Origin of the sequence: Streptomyces sp. NPDC001868, from assembly GCF_040297125.1 — a bacterium.
Taxonomy (GTDB): domain Bacteria; phylum Actinomycetota; class Actinomycetes; order Streptomycetales; family Streptomycetaceae; genus Streptomyces.
This window is the reverse complement of sequence record NZ_JBEOYO010000018.1, coordinates 44,923-64,676: the sequence shown is the minus strand read 5'-3', so window position 1 is coordinate 64,676 and position 19,754 is coordinate 44,923. Positions and strand designations below refer to the sequence as shown.

17 protein-coding genes and 1 pseudogene are annotated in these 19,754 nt (G+C 70.7%); 13 read left to right on the top strand and 5 right to left on the bottom strand.

Going from position 1 to position 19,754, the window contains the following annotated elements; translation table 11 throughout:
- Nucleotides 1-315: 315 nt before the first annotated feature.
- The 3 genes from ABT147_RS21970 (at nucleotide 316) to ABT147_RS21960 (ending at nucleotide 2,679) form a co-directional block, all read left to right on the top strand.
- On the top strand, nucleotides 316-756 hold the full coding sequence (locus ABT147_RS21970; RefSeq protein ID WP_351408628.1) for an RrF2 family transcriptional regulator: 441 nt from the start codon (nucleotides 316-318) through the stop codon (nucleotides 754-756).
- Between the two features lie 153 nt (nucleotides 757-909).
- Nucleotides 910-2,118, top strand: coding sequence for a globin domain-containing protein (locus ABT147_RS21965; RefSeq protein ID WP_351408626.1), 1,209 nt, complete (start codon nucleotides 910-912; stop codon nucleotides 2,116-2,118).
- Nucleotides 2,119-2,205: 87 nt separating this feature from the next.
- On the top strand, nucleotides 2,206-2,679 hold the full coding sequence (locus tag ABT147_RS21960) for a carboxymuconolactone decarboxylase family protein (protein WP_351408624.1): 474 nt from the start codon (nucleotides 2,206-2,208) through the stop codon (nucleotides 2,677-2,679).
- 148 nt (nucleotides 2,680-2,827) lie between these two features.
- Here ABT147_RS21960 and ABT147_RS21955 read toward each other — a convergent pair whose 3' ends face one another.
- Nucleotides 2,828-3,274: a cupin domain-containing protein gene (locus ABT147_RS21955; protein ID WP_351408622.1), complete on the bottom strand. Its 447-nt coding sequence runs from the start codon at nucleotides 3,272-3,274 to the stop codon at nucleotides 2,828-2,830.
- A gap of 183 nt (nucleotides 3,275-3,457) precedes the next feature.
- Here ABT147_RS21955 and ABT147_RS21950 point away from each other — a divergent pair, with 183 nt between their 5' ends.
- Together ABT147_RS21950 and aceE are read left to right on the top strand one after the other, a co-directional pair.
- Entirely contained in the window at nucleotides 3,458-4,216 is a 759-nt protein-coding gene (locus tag ABT147_RS21950) for an SDR family oxidoreductase (RefSeq protein WP_351408620.1), read from the top strand.
- 5 nt (nucleotides 4,217-4,221) lie between these two features.
- The gene (gene aceE, locus ABT147_RS21945; protein ID WP_351408617.1) at nucleotides 4,222-6,969 is read left to right on the top strand and encodes a pyruvate dehydrogenase (acetyl-transferring), homodimeric type; all 2,748 of its coding nucleotides are present in this window, start codon (nucleotides 4,222-4,224) and stop codon (nucleotides 6,967-6,969) included.
- On the opposite strand, the gene ABT147_RS21940 is transcribed toward aceE, so the two are convergent.
- The 3 genes from ABT147_RS21940 to ABT147_RS21930 all read right to left on the bottom strand — a co-directional run bounded on the left by ABT147_RS21940 (nucleotide 6,951) and on the right by ABT147_RS21930 (nucleotide 9,621).
- Complete coding sequence (locus ABT147_RS21940; RefSeq protein ID WP_351408615.1) at nucleotides 6,951-8,180, bottom strand: acyltransferase family protein; 1,230 nt, start codon at nucleotides 8,178-8,180, stop codon at nucleotides 6,951-6,953. The two genes, aceE and ABT147_RS21940, sit on opposite strands and share 19 nt — an antisense overlap.
- Before the next feature lie 128 nt (nucleotides 8,181-8,308).
- The gene (locus ABT147_RS21935) at nucleotides 8,309-8,971 is read right to left on the bottom strand and encodes a hypothetical protein (protein ID WP_351408613.1); all 663 of its coding nucleotides are present in this window, start codon (nucleotides 8,969-8,971) and stop codon (nucleotides 8,309-8,311) included.
- Entirely contained in the window at nucleotides 8,968-9,621 is a 654-nt protein-coding gene (locus tag ABT147_RS21930; protein WP_351408611.1) for an RNA polymerase sigma factor, read from the bottom strand. The genes ABT147_RS21935 and ABT147_RS21930 overlap by 4 nt, the downstream gene beginning before the upstream one ends.
- Nucleotides 9,622-9,859: 238 nt before the next feature.
- Here ABT147_RS21930 and ABT147_RS21925 point away from each other — a divergent pair, with 238 nt between their 5' ends.
- From ABT147_RS21925 to ABT147_RS21890, 8 genes and pseudogenes are all read left to right on the top strand, one after another.
- Nucleotides 9,860-10,633 (top strand): class I SAM-dependent methyltransferase, encoded by a 774-nt coding sequence (locus ABT147_RS21925; protein ID WP_351408608.1) that lies wholly within the window; start codon nucleotides 9,860-9,862, stop codon nucleotides 10,631-10,633.
- A 98-nt stretch (nucleotides 10,634-10,731) separates the two neighbouring features.
- Nucleotides 10,732-11,229, top strand: coding sequence for an Ohr family peroxiredoxin (locus ABT147_RS21920; protein ID WP_351408606.1), 498 nt, complete (start codon nucleotides 10,732-10,734; stop codon nucleotides 11,227-11,229).
- A 288-nt stretch (nucleotides 11,230-11,517) separates the two neighbouring features.
- Nucleotides 11,518-12,270 (top strand): annotated as a pseudogene (locus ABT147_RS21915) (NAD(P)/FAD-dependent oxidoreductase); the annotation flags it as partial.
- A gap of 184 nt (nucleotides 12,271-12,454) precedes the next feature.
- The gene (locus ABT147_RS21910; RefSeq protein WP_351408604.1) at nucleotides 12,455-14,185 is read left to right on the top strand and encodes an L-aspartate oxidase; all 1,731 of its coding nucleotides are present in this window, start codon (nucleotides 12,455-12,457) and stop codon (nucleotides 14,183-14,185) included.
- A gap of 105 nt (nucleotides 14,186-14,290) precedes the next feature.
- Nucleotides 14,291-15,037 (top strand): SDR family oxidoreductase, encoded by a 747-nt coding sequence (locus ABT147_RS21905; RefSeq protein WP_351408602.1) that lies wholly within the window; start codon nucleotides 14,291-14,293, stop codon nucleotides 15,035-15,037.
- Nucleotides 15,038-15,147: 110 nt separating this feature from the next.
- Nucleotides 15,148-15,735: a YceI family protein gene (locus ABT147_RS21900; protein ID WP_351408600.1), complete on the top strand. Its 588-nt coding sequence runs from the start codon at nucleotides 15,148-15,150 to the stop codon at nucleotides 15,733-15,735.
- On the top strand, nucleotides 15,732-15,932 hold the full coding sequence (locus ABT147_RS21895) for a hypothetical protein (RefSeq protein ID WP_351408598.1): 201 nt from the start codon (nucleotides 15,732-15,734) through the stop codon (nucleotides 15,930-15,932). Before ABT147_RS21900 ends, ABT147_RS21895 begins: the two co-directional genes overlap by 4 nt.
- 83 nt (nucleotides 15,933-16,015) lie before the next feature.
- A complete protein-coding gene (locus tag ABT147_RS21890) occupies nucleotides 16,016-16,924 on the top strand; it encodes a UTP--glucose-1-phosphate uridylyltransferase (protein ID WP_351408596.1) in 909 nt (302 codons plus the stop codon).
- Nucleotide 16,925: 1 nt separating this feature from the next.
- Here ABT147_RS21890 and ABT147_RS21885 read toward each other — a convergent pair whose 3' ends face one another.
- Nucleotides 16,926-19,694 (bottom strand): ATP-binding protein, encoded by a 2,769-nt coding sequence (locus ABT147_RS21885; RefSeq protein ID WP_351408594.1) that lies wholly within the window; start codon nucleotides 19,692-19,694, stop codon nucleotides 16,926-16,928.
- Between the last annotated feature and the right edge of the window lie 60 nt (nucleotides 19,695-19,754).

Here is a 19,754-nt window from a genome sequence, read left to right as displayed (position 1 = left end):
CTTGTGGAGGAGATCCAGTGCAATCGCGGAAGGCGAGTTCCTCATCATGGGCGTCGAGAACCCCCGTCCCCGTCTCCTCCGTCGTCCCCGCCACCGTCCGCGGACGACGCTCGGCCTCGTCGCCGTGGTCTCCGTGGTCGTGGCCGTCCATCTGGGGCTGGGGGGACTTCTGTTGGCGTCGTCCGGCCCGTGGAAGCACTGGGTCGTCGGCATCGTCCTGGCTGCCTTCCTGGCGAAGGCCGTCCTTGTGCTGAGGAGACGTAGACCACGCGCCTCAAATACGCATCTATGATGCAACATTGATAGGCTGCCACCGTGAGGCTGACCAGATACACGGATCTCGCACTTCGGGCAGTGATGCGCCTGGCCGTCGTGGACAGCGAGGAGTTGCTGACCACACGGCAGATCGCCGACTCCATGAACGTCCCCTATACGCACATGGCGAAGGCCATCGCGCAGTTGCAGCACCTGGGGGTGATCGAGGCGCGGCGGGGACGCAACGGCGGGCTGACGCTCACCGACGCGGGCCGGAGAACCCAGGTGGGGGACCTGGTCAGGACGCTGGAAGGGGACCGGGAAGCCGTGGTGTGCGAGGGGGACGCCCCCTGCCCCCTCGCGGGTGCCTGCCGGCTGCGGAGAGCGCTGCGGGAGGCGCAGGAGGCCTTCTACTCCTCGCTCAACGGGGTGACCGTGGCCGATCTGGTGACCTCACCGACGGGACCGGTACTGCTGTCACTGGGCGCTCCCCCGGGCTGACCCGACCACTCGGCCGCCGGTGACACCACGGGGCCATCACATCCCATCGTTTCACAAGGCTGGATCGCGACCAGCGGACAGAGCTGCCGCGACCAAAAATACGCATTCTGAATACCAATTAAGTCGATCATCGTCGATCCAGGAGTGTGCCTAATGCTTTCCGCACAGTCGGCCCCCGTCGTCCGGGCGACGCTTCCCGTGGTGGGAGCCTCGCTGGCCACGATCACGGAGCTGTTCTACCGGCGGCTGTTCGAGGAGCGTCCGGAGCTGCTGCGGCATCTGTTCAACCGGACCAACCAGGCCACCGGCGCCCAGCGCGAGGCCCTGGCCGGCTCGGTGGCGGCCTTCGCCACCCTGCTGGTCGAGCGGCCCGACGAACGCCCGGACGCCATCCTCGCGCGTATCGCCCACAAGCATGTCTCGCTCGGCATCACCCCCGACAAGTACCCCCTGGTCGGCCGCCACCTTCTTGGCGCGGTCGCCGAGGTCCTCGGTGACGCGGTCACACCCGAGGTCGGCGCCGCCTGGGACGAGGTCTACTGGCTGATGGCCAACGCCCTGATCGCCATCGAGGCCCGCCTGTACGCCGAGGCCGGTGTGGAGAACGGCGATGTGTGGCGGCGTATGGAGATCGCCGAGCTGCGCAGGGAGTCCGCCGACGCCGTCTCCCTGGTCCTGCGCCGGCCCGACGGCCGTCCCACCGCCGCGTTCCGGCCCGGGCAGTACGTCAGTGTCCGCGTGGAACTGCCCGACGGCGCCCACCAGATCAGGCAGTACAGCCTGTCCACCGCGCCCGACCACAAGACCTGGCGCATCACCGTCAAGCGGGAGAAGGCCGCCGACGGCACCGTGCCCGACGGCGAGGTCTCGTCCTGGCTGCACGCCCACGCCAAGGTGGGTGACCTCCTGGATGTGTCACTGCCCGCAGGTGACCTCGTACTGCCCGAGGCCGGCACCCCGCTCTTCCTCGCCTCCGCCGGCATAGGCATCACCCCCATGCTGTCGATGCTCGGCCATCTCGCGCTCACCTCCTCCACGCGTCCCGTCACCGTGGTCCACGCCGACCGCAGCCCGCACGACCATGTCCACGGGGACGAACAGGCAGACCTCGTCAGCCGTCTGACCGGCGCCGATCTGCACCTGTGGTACGAGAACGACGCCCACCGCTCCCCCGCCGCCAACGTCTTCACCGGCCGCGCCACCCTCGACCACCTCGCCCCCACCCCCGACACCACCGCCTACCTCTGCGGACCGTTGCCCTTCATGCGCATGGTGCGGGGCGAGTTGCTGACCAAGGGACTGCACCCCTCCGCCATCCACTACGAGGTCTTCGGCCCCGACCTCTGGCGCGACCACCCATGAGACGCACGTCACACCCGTCTTGTTGTCACACATCGCCGGGCCCACCTGGTCAGTAGGGTGTATCCGCCACACGGCAAGGAGATCCCCGTGGAATCGCGTCTCAACTTCTTCGGCAACCCCCTCGCGGGAAAGGTGTTGAAGCACATCAACTCGGCCGGCAAGGTGGTTTCGGACTCGACGCTGCCCGCCGCGGTCCAGGAACTGGTGAAGATCCGCGCGAGCCAGATCAACGGCTGTGGCTTCTGCACCGACATGCACACCAAGGAAGCCACCCAGGCGGGAGAGACCCAGCAGCGCCTCAACCTGGTGGCCGCCTGGCGTGAGGCCAAGGTCTTCACCGAGGCCGAGCGCGCCGCGCTGGAACTGGCGGAGCAGGGCACCCGTATCGCCGACGCGGCCGGCGGTGTCACCGACGAGGCCTGGGCGAACGCCGCGAAGCACTTCGACGAGGAGCAACTCGTCGCCCTGCTCTCCCTCGTCGCCATCATCAACGCCTACAACCGCATCAACGTCATCAACCAGCAGCCTGCCGGGGACTACCAGCCGGGCCAGTTCGGCTAGACACCCCCGCCAGGTGCACATGGTCCGTCTCCCCGCCGCCCCGAGCTTCGGCGGGGAGACGGACCATGTGCGGCGTCAACCGTCCTCGCCCCGCTGTGACAAGAGGCCCAAGGAGACCGTCAGGCGCGGGCCGACGAGCGGGGGCGGGTCAGCGCTCGGGGCGCGGTGCGCGCAGCGGGGCCCGCCGGGCGAGTTCCTCCTCGTCGACCAGGGTGAGCATCGGCTCGCCCGGCGCGCACAGCATGGTCACCACGAACCGGCAGGGTGCGTCCGTCAGGGCGTTGCCGTCCTGGTAGTGGATGACGTCGCCGCCCGGTTCCCAGAAGGTCTCCCCGGCCTTGACCACGCGCTCCGGCTCTCCTTCCAGTTCGAAGCGCACCGCGCCCTCGATCACGTACCCGAACGCGGGCCCCGAGTGACGGTGCGGCGGGGTGCCGACGTCACCGGGCGGCCACTCGACCAGGAGGGTCATCCCCGAGGCGCCCTCGGGGATATGGGGCGGCTCGGCGTCCTGGAGCACCGTCGCAGCGGTCTGCCAGGTCCCGGAACGCGGCTGGTCGTCGGTCGTCGTGGCCGTCGAGTCGTTGCTTGACACTGTCGCACCTCCGTCGGTTTCGCGTACGAGGCCTTTCGCGCACTGCCTCGACGGGGAGACCGGGCACACCGTGCTTCTGTGACACTCCTCGTGCTCGCTGTCACAACAGTGGGACCTGACCTGTCGTATGTGTGCACGCGGAGACGCTGTGGTGCATGCGGAGACTCAGGGAAAGGGATCCAGATGAGGGTAGTTGTCGCAGGGGCCACCGGTCGGATCGGCTCCAGGACGGTAGCGAGGCTCCGGGACCACGGTGTGGAGGTCGTCCCCGTCTCCCGCCGACACGGTGTCGATGTGATCACGGGGGACGGTCTGGACGAGGCGCTGCGGGGCGCCGAGGTACTGGTGGACGTCACCGACGCGCCCGCGCGCACCGAGGGGGCGGGACTTTACTTCTTCCGTACCGCGACGACCAATCTGCTGGCCGCCGCGGTCGCGGCCGGTGTCGAGCACCATGTGGTCCTCTCCGCCGTCGGGGCCAACCTGCTGTGGTCGGACTACTTCCGCGCGAAGCTGCTCCAGGAGGACATGGTGCGCAACTCGCCCGTCCCCCACTCCGTCGTGCGGGCCACTCCGTTCTTCGAGTCCATCGAGGCCATGGTGGAGAAGAACACCTACTACGACCGGGTCCGCGTCGCGCCGGTTCTCGTCCCTCCCGTGTCGACGGAGGACGTCGCCGTCACCGTCGCTCATGTCGCCGTGGGTCTCCCGCTGTTCGGTCTCCGCGAGGTCGCCGGCCCGGATGTGCGCCGGCTCGACGAGCTGGCGTCCGAGGTGCTGACCGCCCGCGATGACAAACGGGTCGTGGTCCCCGACGCACAGGCGCGGTACTTCGGCGCCGAGTTGCGGGAGCGGACGCTGCTGCCCGGGGCGGACGCCCATGTGGGCCATGTGTCGTTCACCGAGTGGCTCGCCCGGCCCGTCGTCCCCACGAACGGCTGATCGCCATGAGTGACCCGGCCTACCCCACGGAGTTCCCTCCGGAGTCCCTCGCGGACTTCCCCCCGGAGTCCCACGCGGAGATCCCCGCGGCGTTCTCCGCGACGAGTGAGCTCGATCAGCTGCCCGACCGTGACGCCGAGGAGACCGCCGAATGGCGGGCCTCGCTCGACGCCGTCATCAGTCACGCGGGGCCCGATCGCGCCGTGTATCTGCTGCGGCGCGTGCACGAGTACGCGGCCAGGTCCGGGGTGGCCCTCCCGGGGCTGCTGTCCTCGGACTACATCAACACGATCCCGGCGTCGGCCCAGCCCGCCTTCCCGGGCGACCTCGCCATGGAGTCCCGTATCACCGCGCTGAACAGGTGGAACGCGGCCGCGATGGTGACCCGTGGTTCCCCGTTGGGTCTCGGCGGTCACATCTCGACCTACGCCTCGGCGGCCTGGCTCTACGAGATCGGGTTCAACCACTTCTTCCAGGGCAAGGACGGCGAGGGGTCCGGGGACCAGCTGTATCTGCAGGGCCATGCCTCGCCCGGCGTCTACGCCCGGGTGTTCCTGGAAGGGCGGCTGCGCGAGGAGCAGTTGGACGGTTTCCGGCGGGAGGCCGACGGTCACGGCCTGCCGTCCTACCCGCACCCCCGGCGTCTGCCCTGGCTGTGGGAGTTCCCGACCGTCTCCATGGGACTCGGCCCGCTCGCCGCCGTCTACCAGGCCAGATTCAACCGCTATCTGCACCACCGGGGCATCAAGGACACCTCCGGGTCACGGGTCTGGGCCTTCCTGGGCGACGGAGAAGTGGACGAGCCCGAGTCGACGGCCGCGCTGGAACTCGCCGCCCGTGAGGATCTCGACAACCTCACCTTCGTCGTCAACTGCAATCTGCAACGGCTGGACGGCCCGGTTCGGTCGAACTCCAAGATCGTGCAGGAGCTGGAGGCGCGGTTCCGCGGCGCCGGCTGGCATGTGGTGAAGACACTGTGGGGCGAGGCCTGGGATCCCGTCCTGCGGCAGGACACGGACGGCTCCCTCGTCCGCCGCCTCGGCGAGGTGCCCGACGCCCAGCTCCAGACGTACGCGGCACGGGACGCCGCCTACATACGCAAACACTTCTTCGTCGGCGATGAGCTGTCCCACCTCGCGGCAGGCCTGAGCGACACCCAGCTCACCGATCTGTTCGAGAACTCCCGGGGCGGGCACGAGCCCCTCAAGGTGTACGCCGCCTACCGGGCCGCCGTCGAGCACCGGGGGCAGCCGACCGTGGTCCTCGCCCAGACGGTGAAGGGCCACACGCTGGGGTCGGGCTTCGAGTCCCGCAACGCCAACCATCAGATGAAGAAGCTGACCATGGCGCAGTTCCGCCGGATGCGCGACACCCTGGAACTCCCCATCCCGGACAGCGCGTTGAGCGGCGACCTGGTGCCGTACTGGCACCCCGGTGAGGACTCGGACGAGGTGCGGTACCTCCGCGAGCGGCGTACCGCGCTGGCGGGCCCCGTCCCGGTGCGGAGAGTGGTGGCCAAGCCGCTCCGGCAGCCGCCGGCCGGCCCCTTCGAGACCCTCCGGAAGGGGTTCGGGAAGCAGGAGGTGGCCACCACCATGGCGCTGGTCCGGCTGGTCAAGGACCTGATGCGCGTGGAGGGGACGGGGCGGCGCTGGGTGCCCATCGTCCCCGACGAGGCACGTACGTTCGGCTTGGAGTCCCTGTTCCCGACGGCCGGGATCTACTCGCCGAAGGGCCAGACCTACGAGCCGGTCGACGCCGACCAGCTTCTGCACTACCGGGAGGCCACGGACGGCCAGCTCATCGACGAGGGCATCACCGAGGCCGGGTCGATGGCCGAGTTCACGGCCGCGGCGACGTCGTACGCCACCCATGGCGAACCCATGATCCCGTTCTACATCTTCTACGCCATGTTCGGGTTCCAGCGCACCGGCGACCAGTTCTGGGCCCTGGCCGACCAGTTGGGGCGCGGCTTCGTGATCGGTGCGACGGCCGGCCGTACGACGATGACCGGCGAGGGACTGCAACACGCCGACGGTCACTCGCACCTGCTGGCCTCCACGAATCCGGCCGCCGTGAGCTACGACCCGGCCTTCGCGTACGAGATCGCGGTCATCGTCGAGGAGGGCCTGCGCCGGATGTACGGCGACCGGCCCGAGGACGTCTTCTACTACCTGACGGTCTACAACGAACCCAAACGGCAACCGCCCATGCCCGAGGCGCCGTTGATCGAGGAGGCGATCCTGCGCGGCATGTACCGGTTCCGGCGGGCGGAGCCCCAGGACGCCGGACCGCGTATCCAGTTGCTGTCCTCCGGCACGGCCATCCACTGGGCGCTCAAGGCCCAGGAACTTCTGTCGTCCCACTGGGGAGTCCGCGCCGACGTCTGGTCGGTGACGTCCTGGACGGAGCTGCGCCGAGACGCCCTGAGTGCCGACAGCGCGCAGTTGCGGGGCGAGGAGCGCGTCCCGTATGTGACGGAGGCGCTGGCGAGCGCACCGGGGCCCGTCCTGGCGGTCAGCGACTGGATGCGGCAGGTGCCCGACCAGATCAGCCAGTGGGTCGAGCAGGACTACGCGTCGCTCGGCACGGACGGCTTCGGGCTGTCGGACACCCGTGACGCCGTGCGCCGCTATTTCCATGTGGACGCCGAGTCGATCGTCGTCGCGGCCCTGCACCAGCTGGCACGCACCGGAGCCGTCGACCCCGAGACGGTCGTCCGAGCACGCGCCCGCTACGACTGGCGGGGCTGAGCAACTCGTCGCCGTCGTGGTGAGCGAACTCGCCGGGCCAGCTCGCGGCCCCATCTCTGGCCCGGCGCTTCGATCCATCGGTGGGTGAGCACGCTCAGGGGCAACAGCGTGGCGAAGAAGGCCAGTTCGAGCAGGAGGTTGTCCCGTCGCCACCGGCCGACCGTGTCGTCGATCGCCGCCAGGAGCACCGGGTGCATCAGGTAGACCGAGTAGCTGATGGTTCCCAGGCCGGTCAGCGCGCGCGGCAGGTGGCGGCGGCGCGCGGCCAGTCCGACGCCGAAGGTGAGCACGGCCAGCAGGAAGGCCACGATCCAGCCGCGCCGGGTGAAGTGGTCACCGTCGCCGTACCGGTACGCACTCGCCACGGCGCAGGCGACCACCACGACGGCTGTACGTGCCGCACACCACCAGGTGATCCGACCGTGCTCGGCCCGGTGGACGGCGGTGCCGAGGAACATCACGGCGAGGATCACCAGGCCCTCCCACACGGGGACCGTGCCGTTGAGCGGCACCAGGACGAGCGCGAGCACCCCGCCCAACAGCCCGCCGCACAACCGGAGCACGGCTGATCCGGAGCTCGCACAGCCGATGGCGACCACCATGGCGACCGAGGCCGACGCGATCAGTGCGCCGGTCCCGACCCTGTCCGAGAGTGCGGAGGGCGGCAGCAGGACACCTGCCGCCGCGCTCACGGCGGCGAGCACGGCGAGGGTGACGGCGACCGCCGCCGACCGCTGGTGGAGGCGGACGGTGAAGAGGGCGACGACCAGCAGATAGAAGGCCATCTCGTACGAGAGCGTCCACAGGATGAGCAGCAGATTGGGCGTCCCCAACAGCTCCTGGAGCATGGTGAGATGAGCGATGGCCACCGCTTCGGCGCTCTGCTCCCCGAAGTCCGGAAGCTCCACGACGCCCCACAGATCGAGGGCGACCATCATGCCGACGACAGCCGCCCACAGCGGGTAGACGCGGAAGACCCGTCCGATCCAGAACGTCCGGACGCAGCCCCGGCGTTCCAGCGAGGCGGGGATGATGTAGCCGCTGACCAGGAAGAACACCATGATGCCGTAGCGGCTGGTGTTGAACTGCGGCATCAGCTCGCGCCGGAACTCCGCCATGAAGGTGTACGAGGAGTGGTCGAACACCACGACGAGTGCCGCGATGCCGCGCAGCGCGTCCAGCCAGCCCACCCGCGCCGGACCGGACGGCATGGATGCCGTCGGTATGCGTGTGCGCACGGAGAGTAATCGCGCCAGGCGTGGCGAAGGGAAGGGTGGGGGTTTCATCGGGCGGTCCGGTCCTGTGAGGTGGGGGATTCGTCGGGCTCTTCGGCGCGCCCTCAGTCGTCCGGCAGGGTGACCTTCCGCGGAACGCAGGGCTCGGCCTCGCTCCTGGCCTCATAGAACTCGACCGCGCGTGGCCGGGAGTCGCCCCTGGTGTTCTCGAAGGCCAGCACATTGCCCCGGCGCAGGGTGACGTCCCAGCGCGCCTCCATGGGGATGAGGGGGACCCGCCTGCCCTGCTGGTCGATCACCGCCAGCGCGGAGGTGACGTCGCTCCGGTCGCAGACGTAGCCGGGAGCGAGCACGTCGACGGTCACGAGAATGCCCCACGGGCGGACCACGCCCGCGAGTTCACGCTGTTCCGCGACGCTGATGTCCTGGTCCTTGACGGTGAGCCGCACGCTGCCGTCGCCGTTGCGCTCCACCGCGTACGCCTTCGGGACGGCCGGTGAACCGGGCACGGCCGCCACGGCCAGCCAGGCCGCCGCACAGACCGTCGCCACGACGGCGATCCGTCGCGGAGTGAGCAGAGCCGGAGCGGACAGACCGCGCAGGGCGGCCCACGCCCGGCGCACGCCCGATCCGACCCCGGCGTCGGCTCCGGCCGCCACGAACCCGGCCGCCACAGACCTGACCGTCTCGGCCCCGGCCTCGCGCAGTTCGATCTCGCGCTTCAGCTCGGCCAGCAGTCGGTCCTCGAACCTCGTCCCCGTGCTCATGCCTCTCCCCTCGCGACGTGCAGCAGTGATGTGTCCGGCGTCCCCGATCCCGGGGAACTCGCCTGTGGGACCGCCGGGTTCGGCCTCGGCTGCGCGGCCTTGAGGTCCGTCTCCTCACGCAGCGCCTTGCGTGCCCGGTGCAGTCGTACCCGGGCGGTGACCTGGCGGATGCCCAGTGAGGCCGCCGCCTCGGTGACCGTGAGCTGGTCCACCGCGATCAGTTCCATGACGGCCCGCTCGCCCTCGGGAAGCCTCGCCAGTGCGGCCAGGGCGCGCCGGCCGGGGCTCTCCGCGTCGATCCGGTCCTCGATACGGGCGATGTCGTCGGCCTCCAGCAACCGGCGCCCGGAGATACGCCGCTGGTGTTCCGTCTCGCGGGCGACCCGGCGGCGCTCCGACGACACGACGTTGCGGGCGATGCCGTACAGCCAGGCCGTCTCGCTGCCGAGTCGCGGGCGGTAGGAGTGGGCGGAGTCGAGGACGGCGAGGAAGATCTCGGCCGTCAGGTCGGCCGCGGTGTGCGGGTCGTCGACGCGCCGGGCCACGAAACGCATGACCGCGTCCACATGGCGCCGGTAGAACTCCTCGAAGAGCCGCGGGTCGCGTACCGCTTCCGCGGGTCCACCCGGTAACCGTTCCGCGTCGTCCACAGGCGTCTCCTTCTCGTCGGGCCGGCCGGTCCTCGTCGCCGGAGGCTCAGGGGCTCATGGGAGTTCATGGGCTCATGGGTCTCTTCGAGGTTCCACTGGTTCTTGGGGCGGGGGGCGAAAAGCGTTACAGAGGGAACGGCACGGCTAGGCGGGGAGGGGAGCGTGCCCGCCCCGGACGCGGCGTCACAGATGGGGTGCGTGATCGGTCTTGCTGGATATGCGCCCTTCCCTCTCAGTGGTGTCCGGGCCGCCTCTCGACCGGGAGGAGCAGGACGCCTATGCGATCAGTGCCGAGTTCTACGACGTCCTCCAGGCGGAGCGGGACGCGGCCCGCGTACGCAGGCTGTACGGCGCCGCTGTCGGGAGTGCCCGTGTCGGTGTGCTGGACGTCGGCGCCGGCACCGGGCGGGTCACGCTGATGAGCCTCATGGAGTCACACGCCCCCGTGCACGCGGTCGAGCCCACGCGTTCCATGCGGTCCCCGCTGATGACACGCCTGGCGTCGCTGCCCGTCGAGCAGCGGACGCGGGTCACCGTGCACCCGCACCGGCTCGACGAGGCCGATCTGCACGGGGTGGCCGATGTGGCCGTGTGCCACAACACGATCGCCTGCCTGCACCCGGTGTCGCGGCGCGCCCTGTGGCCGTCCGTCTCCGAGGCGCTGGTGCCCGGCGGGGTGCTGCTCGTCCAGCTGCCGCCCGCCCGTCTTCCGCGCCGCGCGACCACGTACGACTTCCCGACGCAGTGGATCGGCCGGCACGAGTACGGCGGACGCATGGTGGCGTCGGCCGACGGGGACCGGATCCGGACCCGCTTCGAGTACTGGGTGCGGGGCGAGGGCGGTGTGCTGCGTGAGCACCAGGAGACGTTCTGGATGTGGCCGGCGGCCCGTGGGGAGGTGATCGGGGAACTGAGGGAGTCCGGGTTCGCTCCGCTGCCGGAGGGGGCCGCCCCCTCCGTACTGGCGGTGCGGGCGGCGGGGGCGACGCGGGCGGTGTCACAGCCGGGGTGACTTGCCGGTCAACCAGCTGTCCGGAGCCAGTGGCTTCCCTCACGACATAAAGGTGCATACGACATGAAATTCGGCAAAGTCGGTTCGGTGGGCGCGCGGTGACCGAACGGAATCCGTTGCCCGATCTGTCCGTCGAGCATGACTTCGACGGAGAGGCCTTCGCCCCCATCTACACCACGACGGTGACGGTCAGCGGTGGCGCGTCCAGTCACGGGCGGGCCTCGGGGAGAGCCCGCTCGGCCGACGGGGTGCTGGACATCGAACTGCGGATGCCCGCCGAACTGGGAGGGGACGGCAGCGGGACCAATCCCGAGCAGCTGTTCGCCGCCGGCTTCTCCGCCTGCTTCCACGGGGCGCTCAGCCTGGTGGCACGGCAGGCCGGGCTCGATCCCACCGCGATCTCCGTCGAGGCGACCGTGGCGTTCGGCCGGGACCCGGACGACGGCGGCTATCTGTTGCACGTCGATCTGGTGGTCAGGTGGCCGGGCGTCGATCTGGAGACCGCCACTCCGCTCCTGGAGAGGGCCGACTCGCTGTGTCCCTACGCGAAGATGGCCTGGCGGGGAACACCGACCACCATCACGCTGGCTTCGTAACCGAGGTCACCGGCGGCCGGTCACCGGCCGCCGCCCGTCGGCTCAACAGTCTCCCGTTCGCGAGCTGTTCGCCTCCGCAGCCGTCGTGTGCCCATCGCGCACGGCGGTTCTTTCCTGCCCGGGTGTCACAAGCGCGGGGGCTCTCCTGTCCTACGCGGTGAGGAAGTCGGTCGGCAGCCCGAGAGGAAGCCCGATGAACGTACGCGATGAACGTACGCGTCGTGTCCGTCGGTGAGGGCCCGCGCCCGGGGAACTGCTGCCGGCGGTGGCCGGGCGCTGTCCCGTGCACGCGACTCGATCTTCGTGCAGCCCGAGCACTGGTACCGGGACCACGACGTCGACCTCCTGCTGGACACGCGTGCGCGGGCGATCGACCCCGACGCTCGGAAGGTGACACTGGGCGACGGCCGTCAGATCCCCTGCACCAAGCTGCTGTTGGCCACCGGCTCCTCTCCCCGTCGGCTGTCGGTGCCGGGTGCGGACCTCGACAACGTGCTGTATCTGCGCCGGGTGGGCGACAGCGAACGGCTCAAGTCCGCGTTCCGGGCGGGGGCGAGAATCGTCGTGATCGGTGCCGGGTGGATCGGTCTGGAGACCGCGGCCGCCCGGACGGCCGGTGCCGAGGTGACGGTGCTCATGCACGGGGCGCTGCCGCTGCTGAAGGTGCTCGGGCCCGAGGCGGCCGAGGTGTTCGCGGCACTCCAGACCGATCACGGTGTCACACTGTTGCCCCACGTGGACGTGGAGTGCCTCACCGGGACGGACGGGCGGGTGGACGGGGTCCGGCTCACCGACGGCAGGCAGTTGGCCGCGGACGCCGTCGTCGTGGGCGTCGGCATCACCCCCAATGTCCGACTCGCCCAGGAGGCGGGGCTGGAGGTACGGAACGGCGTCGTCACCGACGAGCGGCTGCGGACCTCGGCGGCCGACATCCACGCCACGGGCGATGTCGCCAACGCCTACCATCCGCTGCTCCGCCGCCACCTCCGGGTCGAGCACTGGGCCAACGCCCTGCGGCAGCCCGAGGTGGCCGCGCTCGCCACCTCGTCGCCTCCGGGGCCGGCCTCGACGACACGCTGCTCGCCGACCCGGACGTGCCCCTGGGCCGCGTCCTGACGTGACACGTCGGCGCCTCCGCACCTCGTCGCCGCCGACGACGACGCGTGTCACAGATCGCGGGACGGCCTGGTCGTAGTAAGTGACAACACAGCGATCGGAGCAGACCGTGGCACTCACCGAACAACGTCTTTCCACCACGGTGCTGGTGATCGGCACCGGAGGCGCGGGGCTGCGCGCGGCGATCGAACTCGCCGAGGCCGGCATGGACGTCCTCGCGGTCGGCAAGCGCCCCAAGGAGGACGCCCACACGGCGCTCGCCGCCGGTGGGATCAACGCGGCCCTGGCCACCATGGACCCCGAGGACAGCTGGCAGCAGCACGCGGCCGACACCCTCAAGGAGAGCTATCTCCTCGCCGATCCCCGCACCGCGCAGATCGTCACCCAGGGTGCCGCCCGGGGCATCGACGACCTGGAACGCTTCGGCATGGCGTTCGCCAGGGAGGAGGACGGCCGGATCTCCCAGCGCTTCTTCGGCGCGCACAAGTACCGGCGCACCGCCTTCACGGGCGACTACACCGGCCTGGAGATCCAGCGCACCCTGATCAGGCGCGCGGACCAGCTGAAGATCCCGGTGCTCGACGGCGTCTACATCACCCGCCTCCTCACGCACGACGGCGCCGTCTTCGGGGCCTACGGCTTCGACCTCACCAACGGCACGCGCTATCTGATCCACGCCGACGCCGTGATCCTCGCGGCGGGCGGGCACACCCGTATCTGGCGGCGTACGTCCTCGCGGCGCGACGAGAACACCGGTGACTCGTTCCGGCTGGCCGTGGAGGCGGGGGCCCGGCTGCGCGACCCGGAGCTGGTGCAGTTCCACCCGTCCGGGATCATCGAGCCGGAGAACGCGGCCGGCACCCTGGTCAGCGAGGCCGCCCGGGGCGAGGGCGGGATCCTGCGCAACGCGCTCGGGGAACGCTTCATGGCCCGCTACGACCCCGACCGGATGGAGCTGTCCACCCGCGACCGGGTGGCCCTGGCCTCCTACACGGAGATCAAGGAAGGGCGCGGGACGCCGAAGGGCGGTGTGTGGCTCAACGTCTCGCATCTGCCACGGCAGACGATCATGACGAGGCTTCCGCGTGTCTACCAGACGCTGCTGGACCTGCAGATGCTGGACATCACCCGGGAACCGATCGAGATCGCGCCCACCGCGCACTACTCGATGGGCGGGGTGTGGGTGCGCCCCGAGGACCACAGCACCGACGTACGCGGCCTGTACGCCATCGGGGAGGCGTCGAGCGGGCTGCACGGAGCCAACCGGCTCGGCGGGAACAGTCTCATCGAGCTGCTGGTCTTCGGCCGGATCACCGGCCGGGCCGCCGCCGCCTACTCCGAGTCGCTCACCGCGCAGCCGCGCTCGGCGTCGGCCGTCGCGCGGGCCCGCGCGGAGGTGGACGACCTGCTCACGGCCGACGGGCCGGAGAACGTACGCGCCCTGCAGCGCGCGATCCGCAACACCATGACCGAGCACGCGGGCGTCGTCCGCGACGAGGAGGGCCTGCGCGCCGGGCTGGCGGAGCTCTCCGTGATCGAGAAGCGGATGGAGGACGTCGGTGTGCACCCGGACATCGCCGGCTTCCAGGACCTCGCCCACGCCTTCGACCTCAAGTCCTCCGCGCTGGCGGCCCGGGCCACCCTCGAAGCGGCTCTGGAGCGTCGCGAGACCCGCGGCTGCCACAACCGCAGCGACCACCCCGACCTGGACCCCGCTTTCCAGGTCAATCTCGTGTGGTCACCGGCGACCGGGATCACCCGCGAGAGCATTCCGGAGATCCCGGAGGAGATTTCCGCGCTGATGCAGGAAGTGACGACCGAGGGAAAGCTTGTCGAATGACAGGCATTCTCGCGGATCTCTCGATTCCCGCGCATCCCGTGTCACAAGAACAGCCCCTGTCCTGTCTCTCCTAGTACACAGAAGAACTTCCGAAAGGATTCCGTCATGAAGGTCGTAGTGATCGGTGGAACCGGGCTCATCGGCTCGAAGCTCGTCGGCAAGCTCGGCGAGCACGGGCACGAGGCGGTCGCGGCCGCGCCCAACACCGGCGTCAACACCCTGACGGGCGAGGGCCTGGCCGAGGTCCTGGAGGGCGCGTCGGTCGTGGTCGACGTGTCCAACTCCCCCTCCTTCGCGGACGACGCCGTCATGGACTTCTTCCGCACCTCCACGACCAACCTGCTCAAGGCCGAGGCCGAGGCCGGCGTGCAGCATCACGTGGCGCTCTCCGTGGTCGGCACCGAGCGTCTCCAGGAGAGCGGCTACTTCCGCGCCAAGCAGGTCCAGGAGGAGCTGATCCAGGAGTCCGGGATTCCGTACTCCATCGTCCACGCCACGCAGTTCTTCGAGTTCATGAAGGGGATCGCGGACATGTCGACCGAGGGCGACACCGTGCGTCTGGCCCCGGTGAAGATCCAGCCCATCTACTCCGACGACGTGGCCGCGGCCGTCGGCCGTACCGCGGTCGGCGCTCCGGTCAACGGTGTGGTGGAGGTCGCGGGTCCCGACGTGTTCCAGCTCGACGAGCTGATCCGCAAGGGGCTCGCCGCCAAGGGCGACCCCCGTACCGTCGTCACCGACCCGAAGGCCCCGTACTCCGGCGCCCAGGTGCAGGAGAACACGCTCGTCCCGGGCCCGGGAGCGCGTATCGCCGAGACCCGGTTCGCCGACTGGATCGCGCGGCAGAAGTAGCTCCCGCGGTGGTCCCCCGCCGAGGGGCGGGGGACCACCGAATTCATCGCCTTTCGCGTTTCCCCGCACATTCGAGTTTTGTGTTTCCTCACACGAAGGAACGGTTCGCCATGTCCTCTCGCACGGAAACCGCGGTTTCCGAACCCACGCCCTATCAGGGACTGACGGGTGCCTACACCATTGATCCGGCCCACAGCACCATAGGGTTCTCCGTACGGCATGCCATGATCGCCAACGTGCGCGGGAAATTCACCGCGTTCGAAGGGCTGATCACGCTCGACGGTGCCGATCCCACCCGCTCCGAGGCCCATGTCAGTGTCCAGACCGGCAGTCTCGACACGGGCATCGCGCAGCGGGACGCCCATGTCACCAGCCCGGACTTCCTGGACTCGGCGACGTTCCCCCTGATGACGTTCCGCTCCACCGGGATCGTCGACGCCGGGGAGGGCCGCTTCGGTATGACCGGCCTCCTCCGGATCAAGGACGTCGAACTGCCCCTGCACCTCGACCTGGAGTTCGGTGGGGCGGGCCAGGACGCCGAGGGCCAGAACCGGGTCGGTTTCGAGGGCAGCGGCACGCTGCGGCGCTCCGACTGGGGGATCGACTGGAACTCCTCGCTGGCCACGGGCGGCGTGCTGATCGGCGACAAGGTGAAGCTGATGCTCGACATCTCCGCCGTAGAGCTGAACCCGCGGTGACCCGAGCCCCCGAGGACCCGGGCGGCATGGCGGCGACCGTGGTGTCGCTGACCGCCGAGGCCACCGCGCTGGAGACCCGGGTCCACGCGTTGCGCCGGGAGCTCGTGGACCTCGACGAGCGGATGGGAGCCGTCCTGGACGCCCTGCGGCGGCTGGACCAGGGGCGGGCCGGCGGGGTCCGGGGAGCGTCTGGGTAGGCTTTCTCCCGGAGCCGCGCGACCGTGTGTGCCCGGGTCGCCGTACCAACCGGTGCGGTGTGCGCTCGACCAAGAGAGACGTGATGTCCCCGACGATTCGCAGGGCTGTGATCCCCGCCGCCGGCCTCGGTTCCCGACTGCTGCCCCTGACGAAGGCGACGCCGAAGGAGATGCTCCCGGTCGGCGACAAGCCGGTCATCGAGCACACCGTGCGTGAGCTGGTGGACTCGGGCATCACCGACATCACCATCGTGGTCTCGGGCGGCAAGAGCCTCATCCAGGACCACTTCCGCCCCAACCCCGCCCTCGTCGAGCAGCTCCGTGAGGACGGCAAGACGGCCTACGCGGACGCGGTGGAGGAGGTCGCGGAGCTGGCCCGCCGGGGCCACATCACCTATCTGGACCAGTACGGCCCGTACGGCAACGGCACCCCGGTGCTCAACGCCGCCCGTGCCTTCGGCGACGAACCGGTGCTGGTGCTGTGGCCCGACGACGTGTTCGTGGCCGAGGTCCCCCGCGCCCAGCAGCTGATCCGCGCGTACGAGCAGACCGGCTGCCCGGTGCTGGCCCTCCTGCCGATGGACCCCACCGAGTCCCAGCGCTACGGCGTGCCCATCGTCAAGGAGGACCTCGGCGACGGCCAGCTGCGCATCACCGGCCTGGTCGAGAAGCCCGAGCCCGCCGCCGCGCCCTCGTCGTACGCGGCGATCGGCGGTTACGTCGTCACCCCCGGCATCATCGACGAACTGCGCGAGCAGACCCGCCGCTGGTACGAGCACCGGACCGGCGAGGTCTATCTGACCGACGCCATCAACGCCTACGCCGCCACCCGCGCGGTGTACGGGCAGGTCATCAAGGGCCGCTGGTACGACACCGGCAACCCGGCCGACTATCTGGTCGCCCAGATGGCCTTCGCCCTCGCCCACCCGGAGTACGGCCCCCTCGTTCGCGGCCTGGTCGACGGCCTCGACACCACGGCGGGCCAGGGCTGAGCTAGGCCGAGGTCGCCTCGCCTTCGAGTCGCAGGGCGCGGATCTCCTTGCGGGAGGAGATGCCGAGCTTCGAGAACACCTTGCGCAGGTGCCACTCGACGGTGTGGGGGCTGAGGAACAGCTGGGTGCCGATCTCGGAGTTGGTCAGGCCCTCGCCGGCGAGCCGGGCGATCTGCGCCTCCTGGGAGGTGAGGGCGGTGGGGGTCGCGACGGTGTGTCTGCGGACCTTCGCCCCCGTGGCCCGCAGTTCGCCGCGCGCGCGTTCGGCGAACGCCTCGGCTCCGATCCGGCTGAACAGGTCGTGGGCGACGCCCAGTTGGTCGCGGGCGTCGACACGGCGGTTCTCGCGGCGCAGCCATTCGCCGTACACGAGGTGCGCGCGGGCCAGCTCCACACGGACCCGGGTCCGGGCCAGCCGCTCGATCGCCTCGCGGTGGAGCCGCTCCGCCGCGTCGCCCTCGCTGAGGAGCGCCCGGGAACGGGCTTCCACGCCCAGCGCCCAGTCGGTGCCACTGGCCCGGGTCGCCTCCGAGAGCTGCTCCAGCGCGTCGGTCGCCGCCTGGGGCAGGCCGCTGCGGACGGCCGCCTCGACCAGCTCGGCCAGGCCCCAGCGGGGCGAGGCGAACTCGTACGGGTGGGCGGCCGCCTCCCGGGCCGCGGCGAGCGCTTCCGTGTACTGGCCGAGGCCGTTGCAGAGCACCGCGTGGTACCAGTGCGAGACGGTGACGGCGGCCCCCTGGCCGCGCGGCACGGCCTCGCTCATGATCGCGTCGAGCAGGGTGCGGGCCTCGCGCTCGTGGCCCCGCCAGGCGGCCAGGCCCAGCGGCAGCACTCGCGTCGGGTCGCTCCCGATCGCCGCGCTGACCGTGCCGACCTCCTCGATCAGCGTCGCGGCCGCCGTCAGCTCACCGGCGAGGAGATGGCTGTGCGCACGGGCTTCGAGTACGTCGGGGAGCGCGCTGAGCGCGCCGGCCCGGCGGGTGATCGCCAGATGACGGGCCGCGAGCAGGTGCCCGCGCTCGTCGTCCCACAGGTCCGAGGCGAGGACCCCCGCGAGCCAGAGCCAGCGCAGCGCGTCCTGGACGGGGAGTTCCTCGTCGCAGAACGCTTCGAGGACCCGTTCCATCAGCGGCACCGAAGCCGCGTAGCCGTCGGTGAGCCGCACGGTGACGGCGTCCAGCAGCCGGTCGGGCAGTCGTTCCGGCCGCTGCGGCGGCGCGTCACGGGCGGCCTCGCCCACCTCCGGCAGACCTGGGCCCTGTGCCAGGCGGCCCGCGAATATCGCCGCCGCGACGGCGTCCAGGTAGGTGTCGCGGGCGAGCCCGGCGTCGAGCGGCCCGAACCGGCGGGCGGCGGCGAGCAGCAGTGACGGGGCCTGGCTGCCGCGGTTCTGGGCGAACGCGATCTCGGCGTGCAGGACGTCGATCCGGGCGCGTCCGAGTTCGTCGAGGGGCCCGGCCTCGGCCGTGGCGAGGAGTGTGGCCGCCTGCTCGAACGCGCCCGCGTGGAGTGTCGTCCGGGCGGCTTCGACGGCGCGCCGCGCACGTCGGGCCGGGTCCGGTGTCAGGGTGGCCGCGCGTTGCAGGAAGGCGGCCGTCGCCGCGATGCCGCCGCGTGCCTGCGCCCGGCCTGCGGAGCGCTCCAGTTCGGCGGCGACCGTCTCGTCGGGTCCCGAGGTCGCGCCGGCCAGATGCCAGGCGCGGCGATCGGGGTCGAGGCGGGCGTCGGTCGCGTCGGCCAGCGCCCTGTGGGCCTGTCGGCGGTCGTCGGGGCTCGCCGCTCGATAGGCCGCCGAGCGCACCAGCGGATGCCGGAACCTGACCCGGGGCCCGAGGGTGATCAGCTCCGCGGCGTCGGCGTGCGAGGCGGCGGTGTCGACGTCGATGCCGAGCCGCTCGGCCGCGCGCCTGAGCAGCATCACGTCGCCGACGGGCTCGGCGGCGGCGGTGAACAGCAGGCGTCGGGTCTCGTCGGGGAGCGACTGGACGCGGCGGAGGAATCCCTGTTCGATCTGGCTCGACAGGGGGCCCGCGTCGGGCCGCCCGAAGCCGCCGGCCAGCTCTCCCACGGCCAGTCGGCGGGGCAGTTCCAGCAGGGCCAGCGGGTTGCCGCCCGACTCGGCGACGATGCGCTCGCGCACCCGCTGGTCGAGCGGGCCGGTGACGACCGAGTCGAGGAGTGTGCGGGAGTCGCTCTCGGACAGCCCGGTCACGCGCAGTTCCGGGAGGCTGCCGAGAGCCTCGGCGGGATTGGGCTCGCGGACGGCGAAGACGAGCACGACCGATTCCGCGAGCAGTCGGCGGGCGACGAACGCCAGGGTCTGGGCCGAGACATGGTCCAGCCACTGGGCGTCGTCGACGAGGCAGACCAGTGGCTGGTCCCCGCCGGCGTCCGCGAGCAGACCCAAGGTGGCCAGGCCCACCAGGAAGCGGTCCGGCGCGGCACCGGCCCGCAGTCCGAACGCCGTACCGAGCGCGTCGCGCTGGGGGCCTGGCAGCCGGTCGAGACCGGCCAGCAGCGGTGCGCAGAGCTGGTGCAGGCCGGCGTAGGAGAGTTCCATCTCGGACTGGACGCCGGCCAGTCTGACCGTGCGGCATCCGGTGGCGCGGTCGAGGAGGAAGCGCAGCAGTTCGGTCTTACCGATCCCCGCCTCACCGCGCAGGACCAGGACCCCGCTGCGCCCGGCGCGTGCGCCTGTCAGCAGGTCGTCGAGAGCCCGGCACTCGTTCTGTCTCCCGAGGAGTGCGGCTCTTGAACCGCTCCTCGCCATGGCTGCTCCCCGGTCCGAACGCTTCGACCGGTATGTTAATACGCTCTCGGATCGCCACGC